The following is a 22,796-nucleotide window of genomic DNA, read 5'->3' on the forward strand; positions in this document are numbered from 1 at the left end:
CTCCAGCGCCGGGTGGCGATCACCTGGCGCGCTTATTGACCCACGCGATCCCCGAACAGACCAGCACCAGCGCGACAGCGTATTTCCACTCCAGAATATTCTCGCCGAGGAAGATGGCCGACAGCACCGAGCCCGCCACCGGGATGACAAAGTTGAAGGGTGCGATCATGCTGACGCGGTTCACTTTCAGTAGCGCACTCCAGAGGGCAAACGCAACCGAAGAGAGCAGCGTCAGGTATGCGAGCACCATGACCGCCGCCGCGCTCTCCACCGCCAGCGTGCCGCCCGTAAGATAGCCGCCCGCCAGCAGCGCCAGGCCGCCGATCGCCAGCTGCCAGCCGGTCATCACTGTCGGATCGACCGTTTGCGAAATCCGCTTACCGTACAACGTGGCGGCAGAGAGAATAAACGCTGCCAGAATGACAAAGCCGTCGCCCTGCCAGACAAAGCGGAAATCCGCCAGCCCGCTGTGGAAGTTCACCAGCATCACGCCGGCGAAGCCCAGCACGCAGCCGAGCGTTTTGTTGTAGCTCAGCTTGTCATTGTGATAGATGAAGTGCGCCAGTAACACGCTGAAAAAGGTGCCGGTGGCGTTCATGATCGACCCGTTCACACCAGTCGTATAGGCAAGGCCAATATAAAAGAAGGTGTATTGTAACGAGGTCTGGGTTAGCCCGAGCAGCGTCAGCTGACCAAACTGCGAAGCGCTGAGCCTGGCGATAGGTTTACGCTGCGCCAGCGCAAACAGCAGCAGTAAGGCACCGGCAAAGAGAAAGCGGTAACCGGCAAACACCACTTTGGAGGGGATGTCATCGGTGGCGATATGAAACAGTTCATAGCCGCTTTTGATCGCCGGGTAGGAGCTCCCCCATAACAGACAGCAGAGCGTGGCGCAGGCGTAAGCGATATGACGACGGGCAAAAACGGGGGTGGGCAGCGGGGAATCCATGGCTCATCTCAAAAATAAAATTGCGTTTTAATTTAGTATCTGAGAATGCGGTGGAAATAGCTACCGGGAAAGACGGGAAGTGTGGGCGGGGCGGAAAAGCAAAACGCCGGCACAAGGCCGGCGCTTCGTCTCTCATTGTCGTCCGCGTTGCAGAGGCGTTAGCGCCTGCAGACCCGAACAACTCAGAGCGCAGTGATGAGTAAAAAATTACTCAGCAACTACGTTTACAGTCAGCTTAGCGAATACTTCGCTGTGAACCTGGAAGTCCACTTCGTGCTCACCGGTGGTACGCAGAACGCCGTTCGGCATACGAACTTCGCTCTTAGCCACTTTAACGCCAGCTGCAGTTACAGCGTCAGCGATATCGCGGGTACCGATGGAACCGAACAGTTTACCTTCGTCGCCTGCTTTAGACGCGATGGTAACGGTGCCCAGTGCATTGATTTGCTCAGCACGAGCGTTAGCAGCCGCCAGAACGTCAGCCAGTTTGGCTTCCAGCTCAGCGCGACGTGCTTCGAAATACTCAACGTTTTTCTTGGTAGCCGGAACAGCTTTACCCTGCGGTACCAGGAAGTTACGAGCGTAGCCCGCTTTAACGTTAACCTGATCACCCAGGCTACCCAGGTTTGCTACTTTATCAAGCAGAATAACTTGCATTACCTTATCCTCTCAAAGTCGTATTAATGGACCGTGACCGATTACTGATGACGATCAGTGTACGGCAGCAGGGACAGGTAGCGAGCGCGTTTGATAGCGCGAGCCAGCTGACGCTGATATTTTGCACGGGTACCGGTGATACGGCTCGGGACAATCTTACCGCTTTCGGTGATGTAGTTTTTCAGCGTAGCGATATCTTTGTAATCAATCTCAACAACGCCTTCCGCGGTGAAACGGCAGAACTTGCGACGACGGAAATAACGTGCCATTTGGCTAGTCTCCAGAATCTATCAATTCAATCTGCTCGGCATGCAGAACCATTTTGCTCAGGCCGTTCTTTGCCTTGTGGCAACTAATGAACCCCTGAACGGTTACTGCGCTACCGACCGTTATACTGTGAGTAATGGCCTGGTTCTCCTGCCCGCTGATTATTACAGGCATTTGGCACCACGCCTGCCGGTGAAAACCGGCTTCCTCCTGCACAGAGCGATGCTCAAGCACGAACTGGCAGTGTGGAATTCCTGACGGGCTGACCTTTCGCAGCGGCGTCCTGCACACGGTGCCGGACAACACCAGACGGTTGGTCATCAGGAATTACTCTTCAGAATCCCCAGCATCTGCATCATCTGCGGTTTCGTTTGCGAAATCATCGCGACGCTCACGGCGCTCGTCTTTCGCTTTAACCATCGGAGATGCTTCGGTTACCGCGTTCTTAGTACGCATAACCATGCTACGGATAACGGCGTCGTTGAAGCGGAAGTTTGTTTCCAGCTCATCGATCGCTTCCTGCGGCGCTTCAACGTTCATCAGAACGTAGTGTGCTTTGTGCAGTTTGTTGATCGGGTAAGCCAGCTGACGGCGGCCCCAGTCTTCCAGACGGTGGATCGTACCTTCTGCTGCAGTGATTGCACCAGTGTAACGTTCGATCATGCCCGGAACCTGTTCGCTCTGGTCAGGATGGACCATAAAAACGATTTCGTAATGACGCATCGAATTGCTCCTTACGGATTATTCAGCCTCCTGTCTGGGTCAGCCGAGGCCCGGGGAGGCAAGGAACGTGTTAAAGGTCGGCTGAAAAATTGACGCGTCATAATACTGGCGTCCCCCCAGGAACTCAAGGTGAATTGCACAATTAATTCGCACTAAGCGCCAAGAGAAGCCGCCACGGCGGATTACACTTAAACAGCACACCTCACAACCCAAGGAGAAGAGATGTTCAGACGATAGTTCCCGAAGACGTACTGGAGCGTAACATCATGAAATTCATGCCACTTTTATTAGCAACTCTGCTGCTCAGCGCCCAGGCTAGCGCAGCAATTACCCCTCCCCGCCCGCAAGCCCGCAATATGGATGACGTGCAGAGCTTAGGTGTTATCTATATTAATCATAATCTTGCCGATGTTGACGACGCCGAACCGGTGCTGATTGAGCACCCGGATGCCGCCCCGCCGCTTAAAGATGACGGCTAAAAAAGCTGACCGTCGCCTCAAGCGCCTGCGGCGTAATGCGATGCGCAACCCCCGCTTCCCACAGAAAAGTAAGATTAGCGTCACGCTGCGTATCGGTCAGCGCCTGCTGTAATCGGAAGGATTCAGCCGCGGGCACGACATCATCCGCTTCGCCATGCCACAGCAGTAGCGGACGATCGGCCACCCTCTCCAGCTGGTCCGTCACTTCCCATTTTGCCAGCGGCGCGAGAATGGCGTCGAAAGTTTTCTGCTGCGCAGCGTTAGTGACCTCAAGCGGCGGAAACAGCGTGCGGGCAAGAGAGGTGAAGTAGCCCGAGCCCATCAGGCTGGCGACGCAGCGCACCTCCGGGTGACCACTCATAATGCCCAATGCCGTCATGCCGCCCATCGAAGCGCCGCCCACCGCCAGCCGGTTGCCGTCAATAAGATTGCGCTGGCGCAGCGCATCACGCAGCGCGGCGAACTCTTCAAGGTTGCCCTGCAGGATTGGCCAGAACTGGCGCAAACGGCGTTCGCCATTGCCGCTAAAGCGCGCGCCATGATCGGGCGCGTCGGGCATGATCACGCGAAAACCCGCCTGCGCCAGCGCGACGGCGAAATAGCTGTAAACCAGCTTTGATGAGGTAAAGCCGTGGTAGAACACGACACAGGGGAGCGGTTGTTGCCCCTTTCCGGCCGGGAACGCGTGCAGCACTTCATTGCTCGCAAAGTGGTCTGTCTGAATTTCAATCATTTTTCCCTCCGTGATCTATAGTGCAGGTATGCCACCCGCAGCGCGCTGGCGCAAGCCAGATTCCGCATAAGCATTGCGCGTGATGAGAGCCAGCTTACGCTTTCAAAACACTTTCATTCGAAATCAGTGCTCAAGCTAACACTTCGGGAAGATGACTCCCAAAGTGAAACCTATCAGGAACTACACTATGGCTATCAGTAGAGATAAGAAACCCATGCGCGCCCTGCTGCCGCTGCTGCTTGCCCTGCTTATCAGCGGCTGTACCGCGCTGGAGGGTAAACCGCAACCCGCACCGCCGGCGAAAGAGACGCCGCAAGAGATCAGTCGAAATCAGACACAGGGATTGCGGGAGATTGGGGCGGTTAACGTCACGGTGATGGGCTCGCCCATGGATGTAGAAACAGCGCTCAAAGCCAAAGCCTCCGCGGCGAAAGCAGACTACTACGTCATCATCATGATGGATGACAGCGTATTTCCCGGCCGTTGGTATGGTCGCGCCCTGCTTTATCGATCGTAGCGAGGCGTTGATTTTAAGGACTTTTACACTGCTTTGCGTCCATTGATGTTCTTCTGTGCACTATTGGGTTCTGACTTCTCTTGTGCGTAAGGAAGCCCCGATCCAACTCGGGGTAGCGAAAAATGGAGCTGACGACAATGAAACAATCTCTCGCCTTAAACTCGCTGTTACTCTCTGCCGGTATGCTGAACACCACCGCGCAGTCTGCCGAGTTCGCCTGCGCCGATCGCGTGACCGGGCTCAACGAAATTGGCCTCATCTCGGTCGATAACGTTGCAGGCAGTCAGCAAGATGTTGAGCGTGTCATTGCCCTGAAAGCCGATGAACAGGGAGCCTCCTGGTATCGCATTATCCGTATGCAGGAGGCGATGCAGGTTGATTCATGGCAGGTGCAGGCGATTCTTTACGCCTGATTGTCGTTAATAAATACCCCTAATTCAGGGCGTTTTTTTATGCCCCTACTTTCTTTAAGATTATGTTATTCGGGTGATACAACCGTGTAACGTATTGTTACAAATCGACGCTAAATATTGTCCGCTCCCTGCCGTTAAGGAGGCTCACACATAAAAAAACGGACATATTATGAGCGCCCTCTTTCGTCGTGCCAGTCTCGGTGCAAAGCTCTCTTTGCTGACTGGCGCAAGCGTTGCGACGCTATTTCTTTTATTTACCTTTCTGATGAGCAACAACGCCAGCCAGCAGCTGGAAACACTGGCTATGGAAGATCTGCACAGCCAGTCTACCGGCGTGGTCGACATGGTAGAGATGTTCAACAGCAGCCTCAGTGAAGAAGTTGAAAGCTACACCCGATTGTTCAGCAGTTTCCTGCCGCAGCCGCTTGCCATTGACCCGCAGCAGCGCCGCGAGATTAACGGCATCGACGTTCCACTCCTCAAAGCCGGTGACGTTGAGCTGCACAACAACAACACCATTCCTGATGACTTCCTTAACCGTACCGGCGCGATTGCTACTTTGTTCGTGCGCAGCGGTAACGAATTTGTGCGTGTCGCCACTTCTCTGCGCAAAGAGAATGGCGATCGCGCAATCGGCACCAAACTTGATCCCGCCGGCCCGGCGTTCGCACCGGTGATGAAAGGGGAAATCTATCGCGGCCTCGCGCTGCTGTTCGGCAAGCGCTATATCACCCAGTACCAGCCGGTAAAAGATGCCAGCGGCAACACCATCGCCATTCTGTTTGTCGGTGTCGATATCACCCGCTCCTGGCAGGTGATGCGCGGTAAAATCCTCGGGCGCAAACTGGGCGAAAGCGGACATTTCTACGTGATTGACCGCAACCCCGGTAAAAACCTCGGCAACTATCTGTTCCACGGCGACCAGGAGGGCAAGCGCCCGCAGTGGAGTGAAAGCGATCTGCAGGCGGTGCTGAACAATGAGAGCGGTACGCTGACGCAGGAGAGCGCGGATGGCCGCACGCTGCTGCTCTCCTACACTGCGCTGCCCGGCTGGAACTGGACGGTAGTCGGTGAAGTTGATAAAGCCACGCTGCTGCATGATGTTAACGCCATGCGTAACCAGTTCCTGCTGGCGGGCGTTATCGTCTCACTGCTCTTCGCCGCGCTGTTTGTGGTGATTATTCGCCGCTGGCTGTCGCGTCCGCTGCGCAGCGTAATCGACCTGGCACAGCAGTATGCCGCAGGCGATCTACGCGCCACGCTGGCGGTTGATCGTCACGATGAGGTCGGTCAGCTGATCGCCGCGATCAATGGCATTGGCGATGGGCTGCATAAAATTGTGCTGCAAGTGCGTGAATCCGCCGCCGAGATTAACCTCGGGACCAATGCGCTGGCTGCAGACAGCAGCGAGATCAGCGATCAGATTAATAAGCAGGCCAGCAGCGTGGAAGAGACCTCCGCCAGCATGGAGCAGATTGCCGCCACCGTGCAGCAAAACGCTGCCAATATGGAGCAGACGCAGCACCTGGTCAATGAAACCACCGACGCGGTGAAAAAAGGCGGCCAGACCGTCGAACACTCCGTGGAGACGATGGAAGATATTCGCGCCGCCTCACAGCGTATTGCCGATATTACCCACGTGATTGAGTCGATTGCCTTCCAGACCAACATCCTTGCGCTTAACGCGGCGGTGGAAGCGGCGCGCGCAGGCGAGCATGGCAAAGGCTTTGCCGTGGTTGCCCAGGAAGTACGTGCCCTGGCGGCACGCAGCGCCAATGCGGTGAAAGAGATTGACGCGCTGATTGGCGATACGCTGAAAAAAGTGGGCGAAGGCCACTCCCAGTCGGAGGCGACCCGCATCGCGATGCAGGCGATCATCAATCACATGAACAATATTAACCAGTTAGTGCATGAGATTAACCATGCCTCGCATGAGCAATCTGCCGGCATTAATCAGGTGAACCTGGCGATGACGCACATTGGCGATGCCACGCACATCAACGCCGGACGCGTGACCCAGAGTGAAGAGACCGCCCGCATTCTGCGTGAGAAAGGGGCGCATCTGAGCGAGCTGGTTAGCCTGTTCCGCTTAAAAATGGATTAATGGGCTCCGCCCGTGGCGCGAAGCAGCAGGTCATTTTTCACCTGTTCATCAAGGCGCGACGTGCCGCGGGTATCAAGCATCATCTGGCACCACGCCTGCGCGATCGGCGGCGAGGCGTGCCGCAACATTTGCGCACCGACGCCCAGCAGCCAGAGCTGCCGGGCAACGTCCCGCCCTTGCGCTTCGTCCGGCTTACGCAGCCGGGGCTGAAGCTGTCGCCAGGCGCGTTCGAAATGGCGATCCCGCCCTTTTACCGCCGCAAACTCTTCGCTTAATAACGTCAGCACACCCGGCTGTTTAGCCAGCACGCGTAGCACATCCAGGCACATGACGTTTCCCGATCCTTCCCAGATACTGTTAACCGGCACTTCGCGGTAGAGCCGCGGCAACTCGCTCTCTTCGCAGTAGCCGATCCCTCCCAACACCTCCATCGCTTCGGCGACGAACGGCATGCCGCTTTTACACACCGCAAACTTCGCCACCGGCGTAAAGAGCCGCGCCCATAATGCTTCCTGCGCATCCGCCCGGTTATCCCACGCGCGGGCGAGGCGAAAGAGCATTGCTGTTTGTCCCTCAAGCTGCAACGCCATGCGGCTGAGCACATCACGCATTAGGGGTTGGTCGACAAGGTTTTTGCCAAACGCCTGGCGATGATGGGCATGATAGAGCGCCACCGAGAAGGCGCGGCGCATCAGGCCATGGCTGCCGAGGGCGCAGTCAAAGCGCGTCAGCCCGCCCATTTTGAGGATCTGGCGTACGCCGTCGCCCTCTTCGCCCAGCAGCCAGCCGCAGGCGTCAACAAACTCCGCTTCGCTGCTGGCATTCGAGCGGTTACCCAACTTCTCTTTGAGGCGTTCCAGCCGCACGCCGTTACGCTCACCATCCGGCAGAAAGCGCGGCACAAAGAAGCAGGAGAGCCCGCCCGGCGTCTGCGCCAGCACCAGGTGCGCATCACTTTGCGGCACCGAAAAGAACCACTTATGTCCCACCAGCCGGTAGTGATCGCCGCTCTTCTCCGCCCGCGTAGTGTTGCTCAGCACATCAGAGCCGCCCTGTTTCTCTGTCATCCCCATGCCAATGAGCAGACCGCGCTTCTCCCCGCCCGGCAGCAGATGGGGATCGTAGCGATCGCTGAGCAGCGGTTGCTGCCAGCCTGCAAAAGCAGCGGGAAGTGCCTGCTGCAGTAATGGCGTGGCGGCAAAGGTCATGGTGACGGGGCAAAGGGTGCCGGACTCCACCTGCGCATGTAGCACGAAGCGGGCGCTGCGCGCGACAAACGATCCGGCGCGCGCCTGCTCCTCCCACGCCAGGTTATGCACGCGGTTGCTGCACAGCCCCTGCATCAAAAGGTGCCAGGCCGGATGGAAGCGCACATCATCCAGCCGCTCGCCGGTACTGCTGTAGCGCTGCAGTTCCGGCGGATTGACATTCGCCAGGCGACCAAGCTCAAGGGATTCCGCCGTGCCAAGCTGCTGCCCGATGCTGGCGAGCAGCTCGGCGTCCCACGCCGCGCCCTCGCGTAGCACTGCGTCATAGAGAGGACGGTCAGACAGAAACAGGTTGCTGTTGTGCAGGGGAATAGGTTGGTTAAAAACGGTGTGCGTTTGCCAGCGCATGCTCGCTCCCTCCTTCAATTGCCACGCCGCTAAGTATGGACAGCCCGAGCTGGCGCTGCATGGGAGGGGAGTCACACAGCGGTAATATCATTACCATCAATCGTGAAACGGCTCACATTATTCAGGAATAATATATTTCCCTGCGAATATTCTAATGAATAATTTATTCTCACCTTCCCAACGAGAATCATTATGCATTCACCTCACCCTGCGCCAGATGCGCACAAGCGCGCGCTAATCGCCGGCTCAATTGGCAACTTTATCGAGTGGTACGAATTCGCGGTGTATGGCTTTCTCGCCACCGTGATGGCGAAAAACTTCTTCCAGCTGGCGGGCGACACGGGGTTGACCAGCCTGATCCTCACTTACGCGTCGTTTGCCATCGCCTTTTTCTTTCGCCCGCTGGGCGCGGTGCTGTTCGGGCGCATTGGCGATCGGCTCGGGCGCAAACCGACGCTGATTATCGTACTGGTACTGATGACGCTGACTACCGCCGCTATCGGTATGGTGCCGGTCTATGCATCGATAGGTATTGCCGCGCCGCTGATTGTTACGGGGCTGCGCATTTTGCAGGGGCTGTTTGCCGGCGGTGAGTATGGCGGCGCAGTGTCGCTGATGACCGAGTTTGCACCGCGCGGCAAACGCGGGCTGTATGGCGCATGGCAATCCTTTACCGTTGCGCTGGGGCTGCTCAGCGGTGCAGGCGTGGTGGCGCTGCTCTCAGCGATCCTCACGCCGGAAGCGCTGCATGCGTGGGGCTGGCGCATTCCTTTCTTCCTCGCCCTGCCGATGGGCGTGGTCGCGCTGTGGCTACGGGTGAGCATGGAGGAGACGCCGAGCTTTGTGCAGCAGCAGGAGAAACCGATCGTTCAGCGAGCCAACCGCGCCGCGACGCTGAAAGCGATTTTTATGGGTATCGGCCGGGTGATGGTCTGGTCTGCCGCCGGGTATACCTATCTGGTGATTATGCCGACTTACCTGCAATCGGCGCTGCATACCGGCTTTAACCAGGCGCTACTGATTGCCGTCATCTCTAACGTTGGCTTTGCGCTGACCATTATTCCTGCCGGGATAGCAAGCGACCGGTATGGCCGCCGCACGGTGATGCTGACAGCGACCATTTTGCTACTGATCCTCGCGCTGCCGCTGCTCAAAATCCTGCAGGCAGAGTCGAGCACGCTGGCGGTGAAAGCGGTGGTGGTGCTGATTGCGGGTGGACTGGTGGGTGTGCTGGCAGGCCCCGGCCCGGCGATGCTGTCAGAGATGTTTCCAACGCGGGTGCGCTACACAGGCCTGGGCGTGGCCTATTCGCTCTCAAACGCTCTCTTTTCGGGCTGTGCAGGCTTGATCATCACCGGCCTGATTAAGGAGACCGGCAACCTGGATATTCCGGCGTATTACGTGATGGCGACGGCGGGGGTGAGTATTGCGGCGCTGATGACGCTCAATAAAGATGACCATTTGCGGTCTTTAGAGGAGTAACGGTGCGCTTTTAGAGAGGCCGGATAAGCAAACCGCTATCCGGCATTGTTGCGTAGGCCGGATAACGAAGCGCCATCCGGCATTGTTCCGTAGGCCGGATAAGCGAAGCGCCATCCGGCATTGTTTCGTAGGCCGGATAAGCGAAGCGCCATCCGGCATTAAATCCACTTAACTACGCTGACGCACCGCTTCAAACAGGCAGATACCGGTCGCGACCGAAACGTTCAGCGAGGAGACGCTGCCCGCCATCGGGATGCTAATCAGCTCATCGCAGTGCTCGCGGGTCAGACGGCGCATACCTTCGCCTTCCGCGCCCATCACCAGCGCCATCGGCCCGGTCATTTTGCTCTGGAACAGGGTATGATCCGCTTCGCCCGCGGTGCCGACAATCCAGATATTCTCTTCCTGCAGCAGACGCATGGTGCGCGCCAGGTTGGTTACGCGGATCAGCGGTACATTCTCCGCCGCGCCGCAGGCCACCTTTTTCGCCGTCGCGTTCAGCTGCGCCGATTTGTCCTTCGGCACGATCACCGCATGGACGCCCGCCGCATCGGCGCTACGCAAACAGGCCCCGAGGTTATGGGGATCCGTGACGCCATCAAGGATCAAAAAGAAGGGTTGATCGAGGCTGGCGATCAGATCCGGCAGATCGTTCTCCTGATACTGACGACCGGGCTTAACGCGTGCAATGATCCCCTGGTGCACCGCGCCTTCGCTCTTCTCATCCAGATACTGGCGGTTTGCCACCTGAATCACCACGCCCTGCGCTTCCAGCGCGTGGATCAGCGGCAGAAGGCGTTTATCTTCGCGGCCTTTCAGAATAAAAACTTCCTGAAAACGCTCCGGGGCGCGCTCCAGCAGGGCCTGCACCGCATGGATGCCGTAAATCATTTCACTCATTGATGGTACTCATTTGGGGCGGTTTGCGCCGGGTTGTTAGGGCCGTGATAGAGATCACCGGCGCCCATTATAACCAACCCACGCCTCAGGTCGAACTTAACCCGCCGCACGAGGCGGCAGGTTTATGTAAGCCCCGGCAATTGCGCGTTAAAAACTCTCCCAACTTGTCTCTGCGAGGGCCGGTTTAAGCGCAGCGTTCTTGCTCGCCGCTGGCTTTTTCGCGGCCTGCGCTTTATGGCCGGAGAGGGTAAAGATGGAGATAGTCTGCTCCAGTTCGCGCGCCTGCTCTTCGAGAGAGCTGGCCGCCGCGGAGGACTCCTCCACCAGCGCGGCGTTCTGCTGTGTGGTGGTGTCCATCTCTGCCATCGCCTGGCCAATCTGGGAGATGCCACGGCTCTGCTCTTCTGACGCGCCGGCAATCTCATTCATGATATTGCGTACCTGGGCAACAGAGGTGACGATCCCCTCCATCGCTTCACCGGCACCCGCCACCAGCTTAGAGCCGTTCTCCACCTGGTCGCCCGCTTCGTGGATCAGGGCCTCAATCTCTTTCGCCGCCGTGGCGCTGCGCTGCGCCAGCGTTCTCACCTCACCTGCGACTACGGCAAAACCGCGTCCCTGTTCCCCCGCACGCGCGGCTTCTACCGCGGCATTAAGGGCGAGAATATTGGTCTGGAAGGCGATGCTGTTAATGACGTTGATGATGTCGCCGATTTTGTGCGAGCTGGCGCGGATCCCCTCCATCGTCGTGATCACTTCACCAACAATCTTGCCGCCACGATCGGCGTTAGAAGAGGCTTCTGCCGCCAGTTTGCTGGCATGACTGGCGTTGTCAGCATTCTGTTTCACCGTCGAGGTCAATTGTTCCATGCTGGCGGCGGTTTCCACTACCGCTGCAGACTGCTGCTCCGTACGCGAGGAGAGGTCGATATTGCCGGCGGCAATTTCCGCTGAAGCGCGCGATACGCTCTCCACGCCGCTACGTACGCGAGAGATTACCTCTTTCAGGTTCTCATTCATCACAGAGACCGCTTGCAGCAGCAGCCCTGGCTCATCGCGGCGTTCGGTAGAGATAGACAGGGTGAGATCGCCCTGCGAAATGCGCTCGGCGATATGCAGCGTTTCACGCAGCGGACGGGTAATGTTACGGGTGATGCGCCAGGCAATCAGCAGCGCAATCGCAATGCCTACCGCCGCAGCAATCAGCATGATAGTCATCGCATGAGACATGGTCTCCTTCACCTGCGCCTGCTGCCAGTTGAAGAAATTCTCAACGGATTCGTTTAACTGGGTCGCGGTGCCGGTCAGGGTTTTGGATTGCGTCGCCTGATCGGCAAATGCGGTGACGAACTGGTCAATATTCCCCTGCAGGCTGCCAATCTCTGTGGTCAGCGCGGCGTTTAAGGAAGCGAGTTCACCGCCCTGCCCGGCCAGTGCGTTTCCATATTCAGCGCTTTGCTGAAGCGTCGTGCTGAGACGGGCGGCCGTATCAGCGCTGCCGGAGTCAATCAGCTCTTCAATTAACAGCGCCGACTGCTGCAACCGGGCCTCAAGGCGCACGGCCACCACCGCACTTTCAGGTGTGAGACTACTGCTGTCCCCCAACGATGCCGCCTGCTGTGCGATATCTTCAATCTTCGCGCTACGCAATGCAGTAGCCAGTTCATTCCGTCGTTTTATTGACGAGACGAACGAGCTCCTTTGCGTCATGTAGGTATCCGCTTGCTGTTGCAGGCTATCGATTTTTGCGCGGCCCTCTTCACTCCAGGAAAAAGTATCCAGCGAGTTCACTTGTTCAATAATTTTTTGTAAAGCCTTCAGGTTTTTATCAGCGTTTTCCACCGAGCCGGTATATTGATAAAGCGTGCGATTAAGGCGTGCGGTGCTAAGAGTATTTACCATCTGAACGGTAACCGCTTCTTTATCCGCATTTTCTTCAACTTTTTTAAAGCCAATAAGACCCGTGGCAACGGTAATCATCATAATAATAAGCACGATAATAAAACTGGAGGTCAGTTTTTTGCCGACGCTTAAATTATTCGCAATGTTTCCTACAAAAGCGGTAACGGACATAGAGTTCACCATAAAGTTAGATTGGGGCGCGATGAGTCAGTTATCGTCACTAATAAAATTTAACTTTATGATTTATTCATGTGGTAATTAGCCAAGTGAAGATTTCATGATCTAAATCACGTATTCCTGTAATTCGCTTTGCGCTTATTACAGATAAAATTAATAAAGCCTTTCGGATATATCATATTTAAGGCTTTTTTATGAGGCTGCACTTTATTAGCACCCTACTGATTGGGGACAGAAGGAATATTCAAAAGAACAGACTTTGCTTTACCGTGCGCTAACCATCGCGTCTCTTTGCGCACCAGCGCTACCATTGCCTTCACACTGGCTGGTCACGCAGTGATGCCCTATCAGCAAATGAAATATGCATATTGCACCAGCGCAGCCTTTTTCTGATATCGTGGACAAGACTACGCCCCGCGTAAGCAGGGGCGGCCAATTAGTTCAGGCAATGTAACAGTATATTAAAGTCAAAGAGAAATTATTACGTTGAATAGGGGCAACAAGAAAAGAGGCCATGAAGAACATGTATAAAAATAGCGCAGCCATTAACGCTATTTAATAACAATTAACACCAATAATTAAACCTGGCCTAAACCAGCACCATAATAAGATTGACAAAAATCGTTCTTATTATGAATAGCGAAGATACGCTTTATTAAAGTGTTTACATTTTGAGACCAGATCGGTTTTTCAGAGAGATGTTCGCTTGATAAGTTCACTGCGAAATTATTGAGGAGTAACACGTGTGAAAAAATTATCCGTTCTTTTATCTTTATCTCTGGTGATGGCATCGGGTTCAGCCCTGGCGATGGGTTTTACCGCCGAACAAAGCAAGAACTACACCAATCTCAATGCGGAATTAGGCAAAAACTCAGACGGCTTATATGCAGAGAGCAACTGGGTAAAAAATACGAAGGATGGCGCACAGCTAGGTAGCCTGGGCGTGGGCTATAACTTTGGCCTCGGTCCGGTGACCCTCTCTGCCGGCACAAAAGCCGTCTATCTCGGGCCGAAAAAAGGCGATAACGGCGTGGCCTTCCCGATTGGCGGCGGCATCGACTGGGCGCTGACGGACAGCCTGCACCTCTATGGCGAAGGCTACTCCGCGCCGAACGGTCTGACCAACAGCGTGAAAAACTACGTCGAAGCCAATGGCGGCATTAAGTGGACACCTTTCACGCCGCTTACGCTTAAAGCGGGTTACCGCCACGCAAGCGTCGATGGCAAAGATGGTCGTCCGGGCCATACCATTATCGATGGGGCCTATCTGGGTGCTGGTGTCACCTTCTGATATCTCGCACAGCGGGGAGTGCGTCTCCCCGCTTCCTTCTTACCCTATCTTATTTGGCTTCACTCATCTCCCGGCGTATATCCTTTTACTCTTCCGCCCGATTAAGTGTTTGCGCAGAGCAATTATTGCATTTACCAGTCTTTACCTGACGCGGGAAACGATAAGCCCACATAATGTTAAAATCGCTCCTTTGCACTTTTGAACGACCTGAATGACAACAAAACAGGGGCGCGGAGCGATCGCAGGCCATCTGCTGGCGACAAACAAGCGAACCCTCAATACATCTGGGAGGAAATATGACTCAACACAACAAGGGAAAGCGCGTTAAGGCGAGTGTGCTCACCGCCTTTATTACTTCACCCGCCGCAGGTGGCATTATTCTTATTCTGGCTTCAGCGGCGGCAATTATTATTGCCAACTCCCCACTGCAGCAGGATTACACCGCTCTCCTTGCCCATAAACTTGTCGGCATGTCCATTGAGCACTGGGTCAATGACGCGCTCATGGCTATCTTCTTCTTGCTGGTTGGGCTGGAGATCAAACGGGAGTTATTAGCGGGCGAGCTTTCGACCTGGCGCCAGCGCGCATTACCCGGCTTTGCCGCGCTGGGCGGCATGATTATCCCTGCCCTGATCTATCTCTTTTTCAACAGAGGCAATGCAGAAGCGATGGCGGGCTGGGCGATCCCGGCCGCGACGGATATCGCCTTTGCGTTGGGCGTGCTGGCGCTATTAGGCAGCCGCGTCCCTGTTTCGCTGAAAATATTCCTCTCAGCATTAGCGATTCTTGATGATATGGGTGCCGTGGCGATTATTGCCCTCTTCTATACCAGCCATATCTCATTTGTCATGCTGGCAGCGGCAGCCCTCACGCTGGTGGTGCTGTTTGTCATGAATCGCGCCGGTATCAAAACGCTATGGCCTTATCTGCTGGTCGGCTGTGCGCTATGGTTCTTTATGCTGCAGTCTGGCGTACATGCCACCATCGCGGGTGTGTTGCTTGCGCTGTTTGTGCCGCTCGGCGCGGATGATACGCAGGAGTCGCCTCTCGAGCGGCTTGAGCATGGCCTTTCGCCGTGGGTTACTTTCCTGATCCTGCCCATCTTTGGCTTTGCCAATGCTGGCGTGTCGCTCTCTGGTCTTACCGCAGACGAGATCCTCTCTCCGGTTCCGGTTGGCGTCGCGCTCGGTCTGTTTATCGGTAAACAGGTCGGCGTATTTGGGCTGTCACTGCTGGCAATCCGCACCGGGCTGGCGCGCCTGCCAGAGAGCAGCAGCTGGATGCAACTGTATGGCGTTTCCGCGCTCTGCGGCATCGGCTTCACCATGAGCCTGTTTATCGGCAATCTTGCCTTCCCGACCTCCCCGCTGCTGGTGGATGAAGTCAAAATTGGCGTGCTGGCAGGATCAATTCTCTCTGCCATTGTCGGCATGATCGTTCTGCGCCTCTCCTTTCAACGGCAAAGCTAAGACTCTGCTGGCGCGGATATAACAACTGTACCGGGTGCATGTCGCCCGGTATTACCTTTATCCGCAAGCCATGACGCTAAGCTCCATCATTACTGCATAAATTCTTATATTTAACAGGAACATATTGACGGGAGTAATAACTTCTCCTGACCATCATATTTGTTACTATTTTGCTGTGCGTTTTTATCCGTTCAGGGCCACTAACCTATGGAATAAATTGATTATGAGTGAACAAGAACTTTCGACAAAAAAGCCGGGTAACACGATTAATAAGCCGGTGTTTTTTACATCGGCATTATTAATCGTGCTCCTTGTGGCTTTCGCATCGCTTTTCCCCGAGCTCGCCGACACGAAATTCAAGCTCTTACAGCAGGAGCTTTTCATCAATGCCAGCTGGTTTTATATCCTTGCCGTCGCGCTGATCCTGCTGAGTGTCACCTTCCTTGGGCTTTCGCGTTACGGCGATATTAAACTTGGGCCCGACCACGCACAGCCTGACTTTAGCTACCACTCCTGGTTCGCGATGCTCTTCTCGGCAGGCATGGGGATCGGCCTGATGTTCTTTGGCGTGGCCGAGCCGGTGATGCACTACTTATCGCCACCGGTGGGCACACCTGAAACCATTGAAGCGGCGAAGCAGGCGATGCGCCTCACCTTTTTCCACTGGGGTCTGCATGCCTGGGCCATCTATGCCATCGTCGCGTTGATCCTCGCCTTCTTCAGCTACCGCCACGGTTTACCGCTGACGCTGCGCTCCGCGCTCTACCCGATCATTGGCGATCGCATTTACGGGCCTTTAGGCCACGCCGTCGATATTTTCGCGGTGATCGGTACGGTCTTTGGTGTGGCCACCTCGCTGGGCTACGGCGTATTGCAGGTCAATGCTGGCCTGAATCACCTGTTCGGCGTGCCAATCAATGAGACCGTACAGGTTATTTTGATCGTCGTGATCACCGGCCTTGCCACGATTTCCGTGGTATCCGGCCTCGATAAAGGGATCCGTATTCTCTCTGAACTAAACCTCAGCCTGGCGCTGTTGCTGCTGGTGTTAGTAATGCTGCTTGGCCCGACGGTGCTGCTGCTTAAATCCTTTGTTGAGAACACCGGCGGCTATCTCTCCGAGCTGGTGAGCAAGACATTTAACCTCTACGCCTATGAGCCGAAGTCGAGCAACTGGCTGGGCGGCTGGACGCTGCTCTACTGGGGCTGGTGGCTCTCCTGGTCGCCGTTTGTCGGTATGTTTATCGCCCGCGTCTCCCGCGGCAGAACGATCCGTGAGTTTGTCACTGGCGTGCTGTTTGTCCCGGCAGGTTTCACGCTGCTGTGGATGACGGTGTTTGGTAACAGCGCAATCCACCTCATCATGACCGAAGGCGCGCGCGACCTGGCTGACACCGTGCAGCAGGATGTCGCGCTGGCGCTGTTTAACTTCCTTGAGCACTTCCCTTTCGCAAGCGTATTGTCGTTTATCGCCATGGCGATGGTGATTGTCTTCTTTGTCACCTCTGCTGACTCTGGTGCCATGGTGGTGGATACACTCGCCTCCGGTGGCTCAGGCCATACGCCGGTCTGGCAGCGCATCTTCTGGGCCGCGCTAATGGGCGTGGTGGCGATTGCGCTGCTGCTGGCGGGCGGTTTAAGCGCCCTGCAAACGGTGACCATTGCCAGTGCGTTGCCCTTCTCGGTGATCCTGCTGATCTCAATTTATGGGCTGTTAAAAGCGCTGCGCCGGGATCTCACCAAGCGTGAAAGCCAAAGCATGGCGACCATCGCGCCGACCGCGGCACGCAATCCGATCCCGTGGCAGCGCCGGTTACGCAATATCGCCTATCTGCCGAAACGCTCACTGGTGAAACGCTTTATGGATGATGTCATCCAGCCAGCGATGACACTGGTGCAGGATGAGCTGAATAAGCAGGGAACGCGCAGCACCATCAGCGACACAGCGGACGATCGTATTCGCTTCGAAGTCGACCTTGGTGATGAGCTTAACTTTATTTATGAAGTGAGGCTGCGCGGGTACAACGCCCCGACCTTTGCGCTTTCGGGTCTGGAGAGCGATGAACAACAGGCAGAGCAGCATAAGTATTACCGCGCTGAAATCTACCTTAAAGAGGGCGGGCAAAACTATGATGTTATGGGCTGGAACCAGGAGCAGTTGATCAACGATATTCTTGATCAATATGAAAAACATCTACACTTCCTGCATCTGGTTCGTTAACCACGAGAACACCGCCTGCGGGCGGTGTTCTCACACTCAGGGTTCAGGCCCTGACGCGCTAGATTTTGCCGAAACGACACCGAGTGAATGGAGACCCTGGATGGCCAATTTTTTTAAGAAGTTGTTTGGCGGCGATAACGATAAAGCGAAGGATAAAGCGCTTCGCGAACCCGACCTGACCATTGCCCGCGCCAATAATGAGATGCAGCAGCGTACGCAGGCGGCAACCGAGATGTGGGGCCTCGACAGCGCCGAGTGGGGTGTCGATCTCGATGCGGGCACCATTACCTTTACCAACCATGAAAAGGGGTGGGTCATTACCGCGCCGGTACAGGTGGTTGGCACCTATGACACCGAAGAGGGCTCATGGCTGTGGGGATGGGATCACCCTTCCGTGCGCGAACCGCTCGGGGAATATGCCGCCCGCGTGCGTACCTTCGGCGAGCAGCATGGTCTTGAGGCCCTAACCACACGTCAGATTAGCGCTTCGACAGAAGATGCCTGGACCTTTACCGCACTCGCCTGTCATCTTGGTGGCGGCCAGGGGGGATATAGCGGCCTCGCAGGCACGACCCGGGTATTTATGGTCTTTGACAATGTGACTATTAATAAACAAGCGTAAGCGCATGTTGCAGATCTGGAAAATAATCGTCAAAAACGGTTTTTCCAGATCGCCTGATTAGGCTAAGTCTCAATTCACAAGCAACTGTTATAAAAAAAATAACCCACACTGTTATGGTTTTTTATATTTTCGCCTGGCGGTTTTAATACCACCCACTTCGTAAACACCACCTATCCGACTGAAAATAATCAATTTTCGTCAGCGACACCTCTCTTTTTCTGTTACTAAAAACAGAATAAAAAGCAGATAGTTCTCAAAAAGAAGAGAGGTCGCCAATATCTTTTATAATTAAATAAACAGTGATTAATTCAACATAGCGACTTAATATTTATTATACAAAGTGTCTCGTCGCATATAAAAAACGTTTTTTTAGTGAGTATTCTTATAAGGCGAGTTATATGCATCTTTATCCGCTCAGGGCGATTTTTTATTAATTCCGAGGTACCAGGCTGGAGATCTATTCCAGGCAACGCTCACCAACGCAGGGTCAGGTAAAAGCAGAGCGCGCTGAAAGAGTGAGAGCTTCACTTTACAGGCCCTAACAGGAGGAGACCATGAGCACCATTGATACAGAAAAAGTGGCAGGCGTGCTTATCGGAAAGGCTGTCAAACAGCTGCTGAACAGGGATGAGGCAGTCTCTTTCCGCGCCGTGCTGGCAATACTCAACGACAAGCGTAAACAGGCGGTAAGCCGCGAAGGCATTGCGGCCTGCGACAGCGCTATTGATGAGATTCAGGCGATGATTGCTGTAACGACCAACGAAGGTTCGCGTGCGCCTGTGAACCGTAAGAACTTCCTGGCACAGTGGAAGCCGGGCGCAGACGACAAGATTCATTAATAAAAAACGGTAGCCTCCGCTTGCGCAGAGGCTACCGTGCTAAATCCATTTACTTAGATATCATCCTGAGTGCGATGAACAATCATCTCCAGCGCGTTGCGCAGGATGTCGTTCTGAACAACATCTGATTCCGTTTCAAGACGACCAATAAGGGCGAGAATGAGATCCTTATTGGTTACCACGGTTTTCACTGATTTCAGTGCAAAGGTCAGCTCGTCAATAATCTGTTTTTCGGCCTCAAAGGCATGAAGCTTGCTGTCTGTAGTCTCAAATGTCTTAAAAGTCGCGTTATTCATCATAAACTCGCTAGAAAAAGTGACGTGGCTATCCTTTGCAGTCAGCCCAGTATGCTGTACAGGTTTCCCACTAAACTTGTACAATACCGACAAATTAGACGTGAAAACGTTAGCGCGCAATCTTTTTAAGGATATATCTTCTCATTTTGATGCCACGTCGCACGCTCAGGCTCCGTAGCTTGCGGTCTGACGGGGTTTTGCATGATGAGGCTAACTGCTCAGGAGGGAGGTGATGAGGGTTCAGGATCTCGATTTTTACCCGGATGATGAAGGTATAACGACGGAGTTAACCCTGCCCGTTTTTAACGTGCAGGCAGTGCAATGCACCGCCCTTGAGTGCGATGTGGCAGATGAAAATATAAGAGCGACGATCGCCTTTCTTATTCATCAGCAACAGGCCATTTTTGAAAAAGCCATTCACGAAGCGCACAACTATACGGCAAGGATCTATTCCATGCCGCCCGGCAATCTGGCGCTAATAAAGATCTATCTGTTGCCGCAGGAGGAGAGGCTTTTCGGTTTACTCTTTTCAACTGAAATCGATCCTGAACATGGCATAGGTATGAAATTCAAAGGGTGCGACTTAACGGAAATCGGTAGCGCCGAAACGGCATTTCTCTGACGCATTATTTCGCGGCGTCTTAACTCCCGCCGCGATATAAAGAAAAACCCCCTCTTTGCAGAAGGGGTTTTGATAATTAATCGGCTTTTTTCTTACGCGCCGCGCGCCTGGCTTTGGTCGCGGCGGCTATTTTCTGCGTTTTCTCAGAGGGCTTTTTCGCTTTTTTCGCTTTGCCCCTGGCTTTATCACCGCGAAATTCGCTGTCCGGCTCGAAATTCACCTTTTTGTTGGCCTGGCGACGCGGCGGTTTTTTGCTCGCATTGTTACGCCCTGCGGTTCCTTTCTTATTACGCTCGCGATCGGTTTTACCCGGGTTACGCGGGCCACGCTCGCTGGAAATAAGCGAGAAGTCGATTTTGCGCTCGTCCATGTTGACCGCTTCGACCTTCACTTCAACCCGGTCGCCGAGTCGATAGGTCTGACCGCCGGATTCGCCAATCAGGCGCTGACCAATCTGGTCAAAGCGGTAGTAGTCGTTATCCAGCGACGATACGTGCACCAGACCGTCGATAAACAGGTCAACGAGACGCACAAAGAAGCCGAAACCGGTCACGCTGGCGATCACGCCGGAGAAGGTATTACCCACCTGATCCTGCATAAAGTCGCACTTCAGCCAGTCCGCAACATCACGGGTCGCTTCATCGGCGCGGCGCTCGGCCATCGAGCAGTGCTGACCAAGCTGGAGGATCTCTTCCATGCTGTAGTGCCAGCCACCCGTCGCGGTGCTGTTGCCCTTCTCGCCATTCTCTTTCGCCAGCAGATACTTGATGGCACGGTGCAATGAGAGATCCGGGTAGCGGCGAATCGGCGAGGTAAAGTGCGCATAGGACTGCAGCGCCAGACCAAAGTGGCCGCGGTTTTCCGGATCGTAGATCGCCTGTTTCATCGAGCGCAGCAGCATGGTTTGCAGCATCTCGTGATCGGGACGTTCGGCGATCGACTCCAGCAGCGCGGCGTAATCACGCGGCTCCGGCTTGTTGCCGCCAGGCAGTTCCAGACCCAGCTCGGCGAGCACGGTACGGAACGCGGTAATGGCGTCGTTGGTCGGTTTATCGTGAATACGGAACAGCGCAGGCTCTTCTGCCTTCTCCACAAAACGTGCTGCAGAGATATTGGCGAGGATCATGCACTCTTCAATCAGCTTGTGCGCATCGTTACGCTGCGTCTGCTCAATACGCTCAATGCGGCGTTCGGCGTTGAAAATAAACTTCGCCTCTTCGCTCTCAAAGGAGATGCCGCCGCGCTCGGCGCGCGCCTGCTCAAGCGTTTTATACAGGGTATGCAGCTCTTCGATATGTTTCACCAGCGGCGCGTATTGCTCGCGCAGCTCGCCATCGCCCTGCAGCATGTGCCACACCTTGGTGTAGGTCAGACGCGCGTGGGAGCTCATCACCGCTTCGTAGAATTTATAGCCGGTCAGACGCCCTTTTGCGGAGATGGTCATCTCACAGACCATACAGAGGCGATCGACCTGCGGGTTCAGGGAGCAGAGGCCGTTGGAGAGCACTTCCGGCAGCATTGGCACAACCTGCGACGGGAAGTAGACGGAGGTGCCGCGATTACGCGCTTCGTTGTCCAGCGGGGTCCCGTGGCGCACGTAGTAGCTGACATCGGCGATGGCAACCCATAAGCGCCAGCCGCCGCCGCGTTTCTTCTCACAGTAAACGGCGTCATCAAAGTCGCGGGCATCTTCGCCGTCAATGGTGACCAGCGGCAGATTACGCAGATCGACGCGACCCACTTTGGCCTCTTCTGGCACCTGCTCTTTCAGGTCGGCAATCTGCTTTTCAACTTCCGGCGGCCACTCGTAAGGAATTTCATGGGTGCGCAGCGCCATATCAACGGCCATGCCGGTACCCATGTTGTCGCCCAGCACTTCAACGATTTTACCCACCGCTTTGGTGCGGCGGGTCGGACGCTGCGTCAGCTCGACCACCACCACAAAGCCCATGCGTGCGCCCATAATCTCTTCAGGCGGGATAAGGATATCGAAGCTCAGGCGGCTATCGTCCGGCACCACAAAGCCGACGCCAGCGTCGGTAAAGTAGCGGCCAACAATCTGCCCGGTTTTCGGCACCAGTACGCGGACAATGCGCGCTTCGCGGCGCCCTTTGCGATCCGCGCCTAACGGCTGTGCCAGCACCTGATCGCCGTGGATGCAGGTTTTCATCTGCTCGCTGGAGAGATAGAGATCGTCTTTGCGGCCTTCAACGCGCAGAAAACCGTAGCCGTCGCGGTGACCGATAACGATGCCTTTCAGCAGGTCGAGACGTTCTGGTAAGGCGTAGCACTGACGGCGGGTGAAGACCAGTTGCCCGTCGCGCTCCATCGCACGCAGACGGCGGCGCAGGGCTTCATGTTGTTCTTCGCCTTCAATATTGAGCTCAACAGCCAGTTCATCCCGGCTGGCAGGCTTTTCACGTTTGGAGAGATGGTCGAGGATAAATTCGCGGCTGGGAATAGGATTAGAGTATTTTTCAGTTTCGCGTTCGAGGAAAGGATCTTGTGACATAGCGG

At 55.1% G+C, this 22,796-nt stretch carries 21 protein-coding genes and 1 pseudogene; 11 read left to right on the plus strand and 11 right to left on the minus strand.

What is annotated here, in order from left to right; genetic code table 11:
• Positions 1 to 19 precede the first annotated feature (19 nt).
• The 5 genes from PU683_RS18560 to rpsF all read right to left on the minus strand — a co-directional run bounded on the left by PU683_RS18560 (position 20) and on the right by rpsF (position 2,596).
• Positions 20 to 949, minus strand: coding sequence for a DMT family transporter (locus PU683_RS18560; RefSeq protein ID WP_277173993.1), 930 nt, complete (start codon positions 947 to 949; stop codon positions 20 to 22).
• Between the two features lie 207 nt (positions 950 to 1,156).
• On the minus strand, positions 1,157 to 1,606 hold the full coding sequence (gene rplI / locus PU683_RS18565; protein WP_042711846.1) for a 50S ribosomal protein L9: 450 nt from the start codon (positions 1,604 to 1,606) through the stop codon (positions 1,157 to 1,159).
• 41 nt (positions 1,607 to 1,647) lie between these two features.
• Positions 1,648 to 1,875: a 30S ribosomal protein S18 gene (gene rpsR, locus PU683_RS18570; protein WP_005974788.1), complete on the minus strand. Its 228-nt coding sequence runs from the start codon at positions 1,873 to 1,875 to the stop codon at positions 1,648 to 1,650.
• A 4-nt stretch (positions 1,876 to 1,879) separates the two neighbouring features.
• Entirely contained in the window at positions 1,880 to 2,194 is a 315-nt protein-coding gene (gene priB, locus PU683_RS18575; RefSeq protein ID WP_023478447.1) for a primosomal replication protein N, read from the minus strand.
• 6 nt (positions 2,195 to 2,200) lie between these two features.
• Positions 2,201 to 2,596: a 30S ribosomal protein S6 gene (gene rpsF, locus PU683_RS18580; protein ID WP_023478405.1), complete on the minus strand. Its 396-nt coding sequence runs from the start codon at positions 2,594 to 2,596 to the stop codon at positions 2,201 to 2,203.
• A 266-nt stretch (positions 2,597 to 2,862) separates the two neighbouring features.
• Between rpsF and PU683_RS18585 the strand changes: the two are divergent.
• Positions 2,863 to 3,048: pseudogene (locus tag PU683_RS18585) on the plus strand (hypothetical protein); the annotation flags it as partial.
• 10 nt (positions 3,049 to 3,058) lie between these two features.
• Here PU683_RS18585 and yjfP read toward each other — a convergent pair.
• Positions 3,059 to 3,808 (minus strand): esterase, encoded by a 750-nt coding sequence (yjfP, locus tag PU683_RS18590; protein WP_277173997.1) that lies wholly within the window; start codon positions 3,806 to 3,808, stop codon positions 3,059 to 3,061.
• A gap of 187 nt (positions 3,809 to 3,995) precedes the next feature.
• Here yjfP and bsmA point away from each other — a divergent pair, with 187 nt between their 5' ends.
• From bsmA to PU683_RS18605, 3 genes are all read left to right on the plus strand, one after another.
• On the plus strand, positions 3,996 to 4,325 hold the full coding sequence (gene bsmA / locus PU683_RS18595; protein WP_277173999.1) for a biofilm peroxide resistance protein BsmA: 330 nt from the start codon (positions 3,996 to 3,998) through the stop codon (positions 4,323 to 4,325).
• A 122-nt stretch (positions 4,326 to 4,447) separates the two neighbouring features.
• Positions 4,448 to 4,738, plus strand: coding sequence for a DUF1471 family protease activator YjfN (gene yjfN / locus PU683_RS18600; RefSeq protein WP_034811924.1), 291 nt, complete (start codon positions 4,448 to 4,450; stop codon positions 4,736 to 4,738).
• Positions 4,739 to 4,907: 169 nt separating this feature from the next.
• Positions 4,908 to 6,842: a methyl-accepting chemotaxis protein gene (locus tag PU683_RS18605; RefSeq protein ID WP_277174000.1), complete on the plus strand. Its 1,935-nt coding sequence runs from the start codon at positions 4,908 to 4,910 to the stop codon at positions 6,840 to 6,842.
• Here PU683_RS18605 and PU683_RS18610 read toward each other — a convergent pair.
• Positions 6,839 to 8,458, minus strand: coding sequence for an isovaleryl-CoA dehydrogenase (locus PU683_RS18610; protein WP_277174001.1), 1,620 nt, complete (start codon positions 8,456 to 8,458; stop codon positions 6,839 to 6,841). The genes PU683_RS18605 and PU683_RS18610 overlap by 4 nt on opposite strands.
• Positions 8,459 to 8,650: 192 nt before the next feature.
• Here PU683_RS18610 and PU683_RS18615 point away from each other — a divergent pair, with 192 nt between their 5' ends.
• Positions 8,651 to 9,940 (plus strand): MFS transporter, encoded by a 1,290-nt coding sequence (locus PU683_RS18615; RefSeq protein WP_277174002.1) that lies wholly within the window; start codon positions 8,651 to 8,653, stop codon positions 9,938 to 9,940.
• Between the two features lie 168 nt (positions 9,941 to 10,108).
• Here PU683_RS18615 and rlmB read toward each other — a convergent pair whose 3' ends face one another.
• Both rlmB and PU683_RS18625 read right to left on the minus strand, forming a co-directional pair.
• Positions 10,109 to 10,840 (minus strand): 23S rRNA (guanosine(2251)-2'-O)-methyltransferase RlmB, encoded by a 732-nt coding sequence (gene rlmB, locus PU683_RS18620; RefSeq protein WP_094419197.1) that lies wholly within the window; start codon positions 10,838 to 10,840, stop codon positions 10,109 to 10,111.
• 147 nt (positions 10,841 to 10,987) lie between these two features.
• Complete coding sequence (locus PU683_RS18625; protein ID WP_277174003.1) at positions 10,988 to 12,913, minus strand: methyl-accepting chemotaxis protein; 1,926 nt, start codon at positions 12,911 to 12,913, stop codon at positions 10,988 to 10,990.
• A gap of 751 nt (positions 12,914 to 13,664) precedes the next feature.
• Here PU683_RS18625 and PU683_RS18630 point away from each other — a divergent pair.
• The 5 genes from PU683_RS18630 to PU683_RS18650 all read left to right on the plus strand — a co-directional run bounded on the left by PU683_RS18630 (position 13,665) and on the right by PU683_RS18650 (position 19,361).
• The gene (locus PU683_RS18630; RefSeq protein ID WP_277174004.1) at positions 13,665 to 14,210 is read left to right on the plus strand and encodes a YfaZ family outer membrane protein; all 546 of its coding nucleotides are present in this window, start codon (positions 13,665 to 13,667) and stop codon (positions 14,208 to 14,210) included.
• A 296-nt stretch (positions 14,211 to 14,506) separates the two neighbouring features.
• Positions 14,507 to 15,679 (plus strand): Na+/H+ antiporter NhaA, encoded by a 1,173-nt coding sequence (gene nhaA / locus PU683_RS18635; protein ID WP_277174005.1) that lies wholly within the window; start codon positions 14,507 to 14,509, stop codon positions 15,677 to 15,679.
• A gap of 223 nt (positions 15,680 to 15,902) precedes the next feature.
• Complete coding sequence (locus PU683_RS18640) at positions 15,903 to 17,900, plus strand: BCCT family transporter (RefSeq protein WP_277174006.1); 1,998 nt, start codon at positions 15,903 to 15,905, stop codon at positions 17,898 to 17,900.
• A 100-nt stretch (positions 17,901 to 18,000) separates the two neighbouring features.
• Entirely contained in the window at positions 18,001 to 18,522 is a 522-nt protein-coding gene (locus PU683_RS18645; RefSeq protein WP_277174008.1) for a DUF6882 domain-containing protein, read from the plus strand.
• 554 nt (positions 18,523 to 19,076) lie between these two features.
• Entirely contained in the window at positions 19,077 to 19,361 is a 285-nt protein-coding gene (locus PU683_RS18650) for a hypothetical protein (RefSeq protein WP_277174010.1), read from the plus strand.
• A 53-nt stretch (positions 19,362 to 19,414) separates the two neighbouring features.
• Here PU683_RS18650 and PU683_RS18655 read toward each other — a convergent pair whose 3' ends face one another.
• Positions 19,415 to 19,660 carry a biofilm development regulator YmgB/AriR family protein gene (locus PU683_RS18655; protein WP_277174012.1) on the minus strand — a complete coding sequence of 82 codons (246 nt, stop codon included), beginning with the start codon at positions 19,658 to 19,660 and terminating at the stop codon, positions 19,415 to 19,417.
• A gap of 229 nt (positions 19,661 to 19,889) precedes the next feature.
• Between PU683_RS18655 and PU683_RS18660 the strand changes: the two genes are divergently transcribed.
• Positions 19,890 to 20,279: a hypothetical protein gene (locus tag PU683_RS18660; protein WP_277174013.1), complete on the plus strand. Its 390-nt coding sequence runs from the start codon at positions 19,890 to 19,892 to the stop codon at positions 20,277 to 20,279.
• 76 nt (positions 20,280 to 20,355) lie between these two features.
• Here PU683_RS18660 and rnr read toward each other — a convergent pair whose 3' ends face one another.
• Entirely contained in the window at positions 20,356 to 22,791 is a 2,436-nt protein-coding gene (rnr, locus tag PU683_RS18665; protein ID WP_277174015.1) for a ribonuclease R, read from the minus strand.
• Between the last annotated feature and the right edge of the window lie 5 nt (positions 22,792 to 22,796).

It is taken from the genome of Candidatus Kosakonia sp. 282A-S69, from assembly GCF_029433855.1.
GTDB lineage: Bacteria > Pseudomonadota > Gammaproteobacteria > Enterobacterales > Enterobacteriaceae > Kosakonia > Kosakonia cowanii_A.

Bases quoted from the DNA above. Each gene is read 5' to 3' on its own strand.
- PU683_RS18560 (WP_277173993.1), bottom strand. From the start codon at position 949: ATGGATTCCCCGCTGCCCACCCCCGTTTTTGCCCGTCGTCATATCGCT.
- rplI (WP_042711846.1), bottom strand. From the start codon at position 1,606: ATGCAAGTTATTCTGCTTGATAAAGTAGCAAACCTGGGTAGCCTGGGT.
- rpsR (WP_005974788.1), bottom strand. From the start codon at position 1,875: ATGGCACGTTATTTCCGTCGTCGCAAGTTCTGCCGTTTCACCGCGGAA.
- priB (WP_023478447.1), bottom strand. From the start codon at position 2,194: ATGACCAACCGTCTGGTGTTGTCCGGCACCGTGTGCAGGACGCCGCTG.
- rpsF (WP_023478405.1), bottom strand. From the start codon at position 2,596: ATGCGTCATTACGAAATCGTTTTTATGGTCCATCCTGACCAGAGCGAA.
- yjfP (WP_277173997.1), bottom strand. From the start codon at position 3,808: ATGATTGAAATTCAGACAGACCACTTTGCGAGCAATGAAGTGCTGCAC.
- bsmA (WP_277173999.1), top strand. From the start codon at position 3,996: ATGGCTATCAGTAGAGATAAGAAACCCATGCGCGCCCTGCTGCCGCTG.
- yjfN (WP_034811924.1), top strand. From the start codon at position 4,448: ATGGAGCTGACGACAATGAAACAATCTCTCGCCTTAAACTCGCTGTTA.
- PU683_RS18605 (WP_277174000.1), top strand. From the start codon at position 4,908: ATGAGCGCCCTCTTTCGTCGTGCCAGTCTCGGTGCAAAGCTCTCTTTG.
- PU683_RS18610 (WP_277174001.1), bottom strand. From the start codon at position 8,458: ATGCGCTGGCAAACGCACACCGTTTTTAACCAACCTATTCCCCTGCAC.
- PU683_RS18615 (WP_277174002.1), top strand. From the start codon at position 8,651: ATGCATTCACCTCACCCTGCGCCAGATGCGCACAAGCGCGCGCTAATC.
- rlmB (WP_094419197.1), bottom strand. From the start codon at position 10,840: ATGAGTGAAATGATTTACGGCATCCATGCGGTGCAGGCCCTGCTGGAG.
- PU683_RS18625 (WP_277174003.1), bottom strand. From the start codon at position 12,913: ATGTCCGTTACCGCTTTTGTAGGAAACATTGCGAATAATTTAAGCGTC.
- nhaA (WP_277174005.1), top strand. From the start codon at position 14,507: ATGACTCAACACAACAAGGGAAAGCGCGTTAAGGCGAGTGTGCTCACC.
- PU683_RS18640 (WP_277174006.1), top strand. From the start codon at position 15,903: ATGAGTGAACAAGAACTTTCGACAAAAAAGCCGGGTAACACGATTAAT.
- PU683_RS18645 (WP_277174008.1), top strand. From the start codon at position 18,001: ATGGCCAATTTTTTTAAGAAGTTGTTTGGCGGCGATAACGATAAAGCG.
- PU683_RS18650 (WP_277174010.1), top strand. From the start codon at position 19,077: ATGAGCACCATTGATACAGAAAAAGTGGCAGGCGTGCTTATCGGAAAG.
- PU683_RS18655 (WP_277174012.1), bottom strand. From the start codon at position 19,660: ATGATGAATAACGCGACTTTTAAGACATTTGAGACTACAGACAGCAAG.
- PU683_RS18660 (WP_277174013.1), top strand. From the start codon at position 19,890: ATGAGGGTTCAGGATCTCGATTTTTACCCGGATGATGAAGGTATAACG.
- rnr (WP_277174015.1), bottom strand. From the start codon at position 22,791: ATGTCACAAGATCCTTTCCTCGAACGCGAAACTGAAAAATACTCTAAT.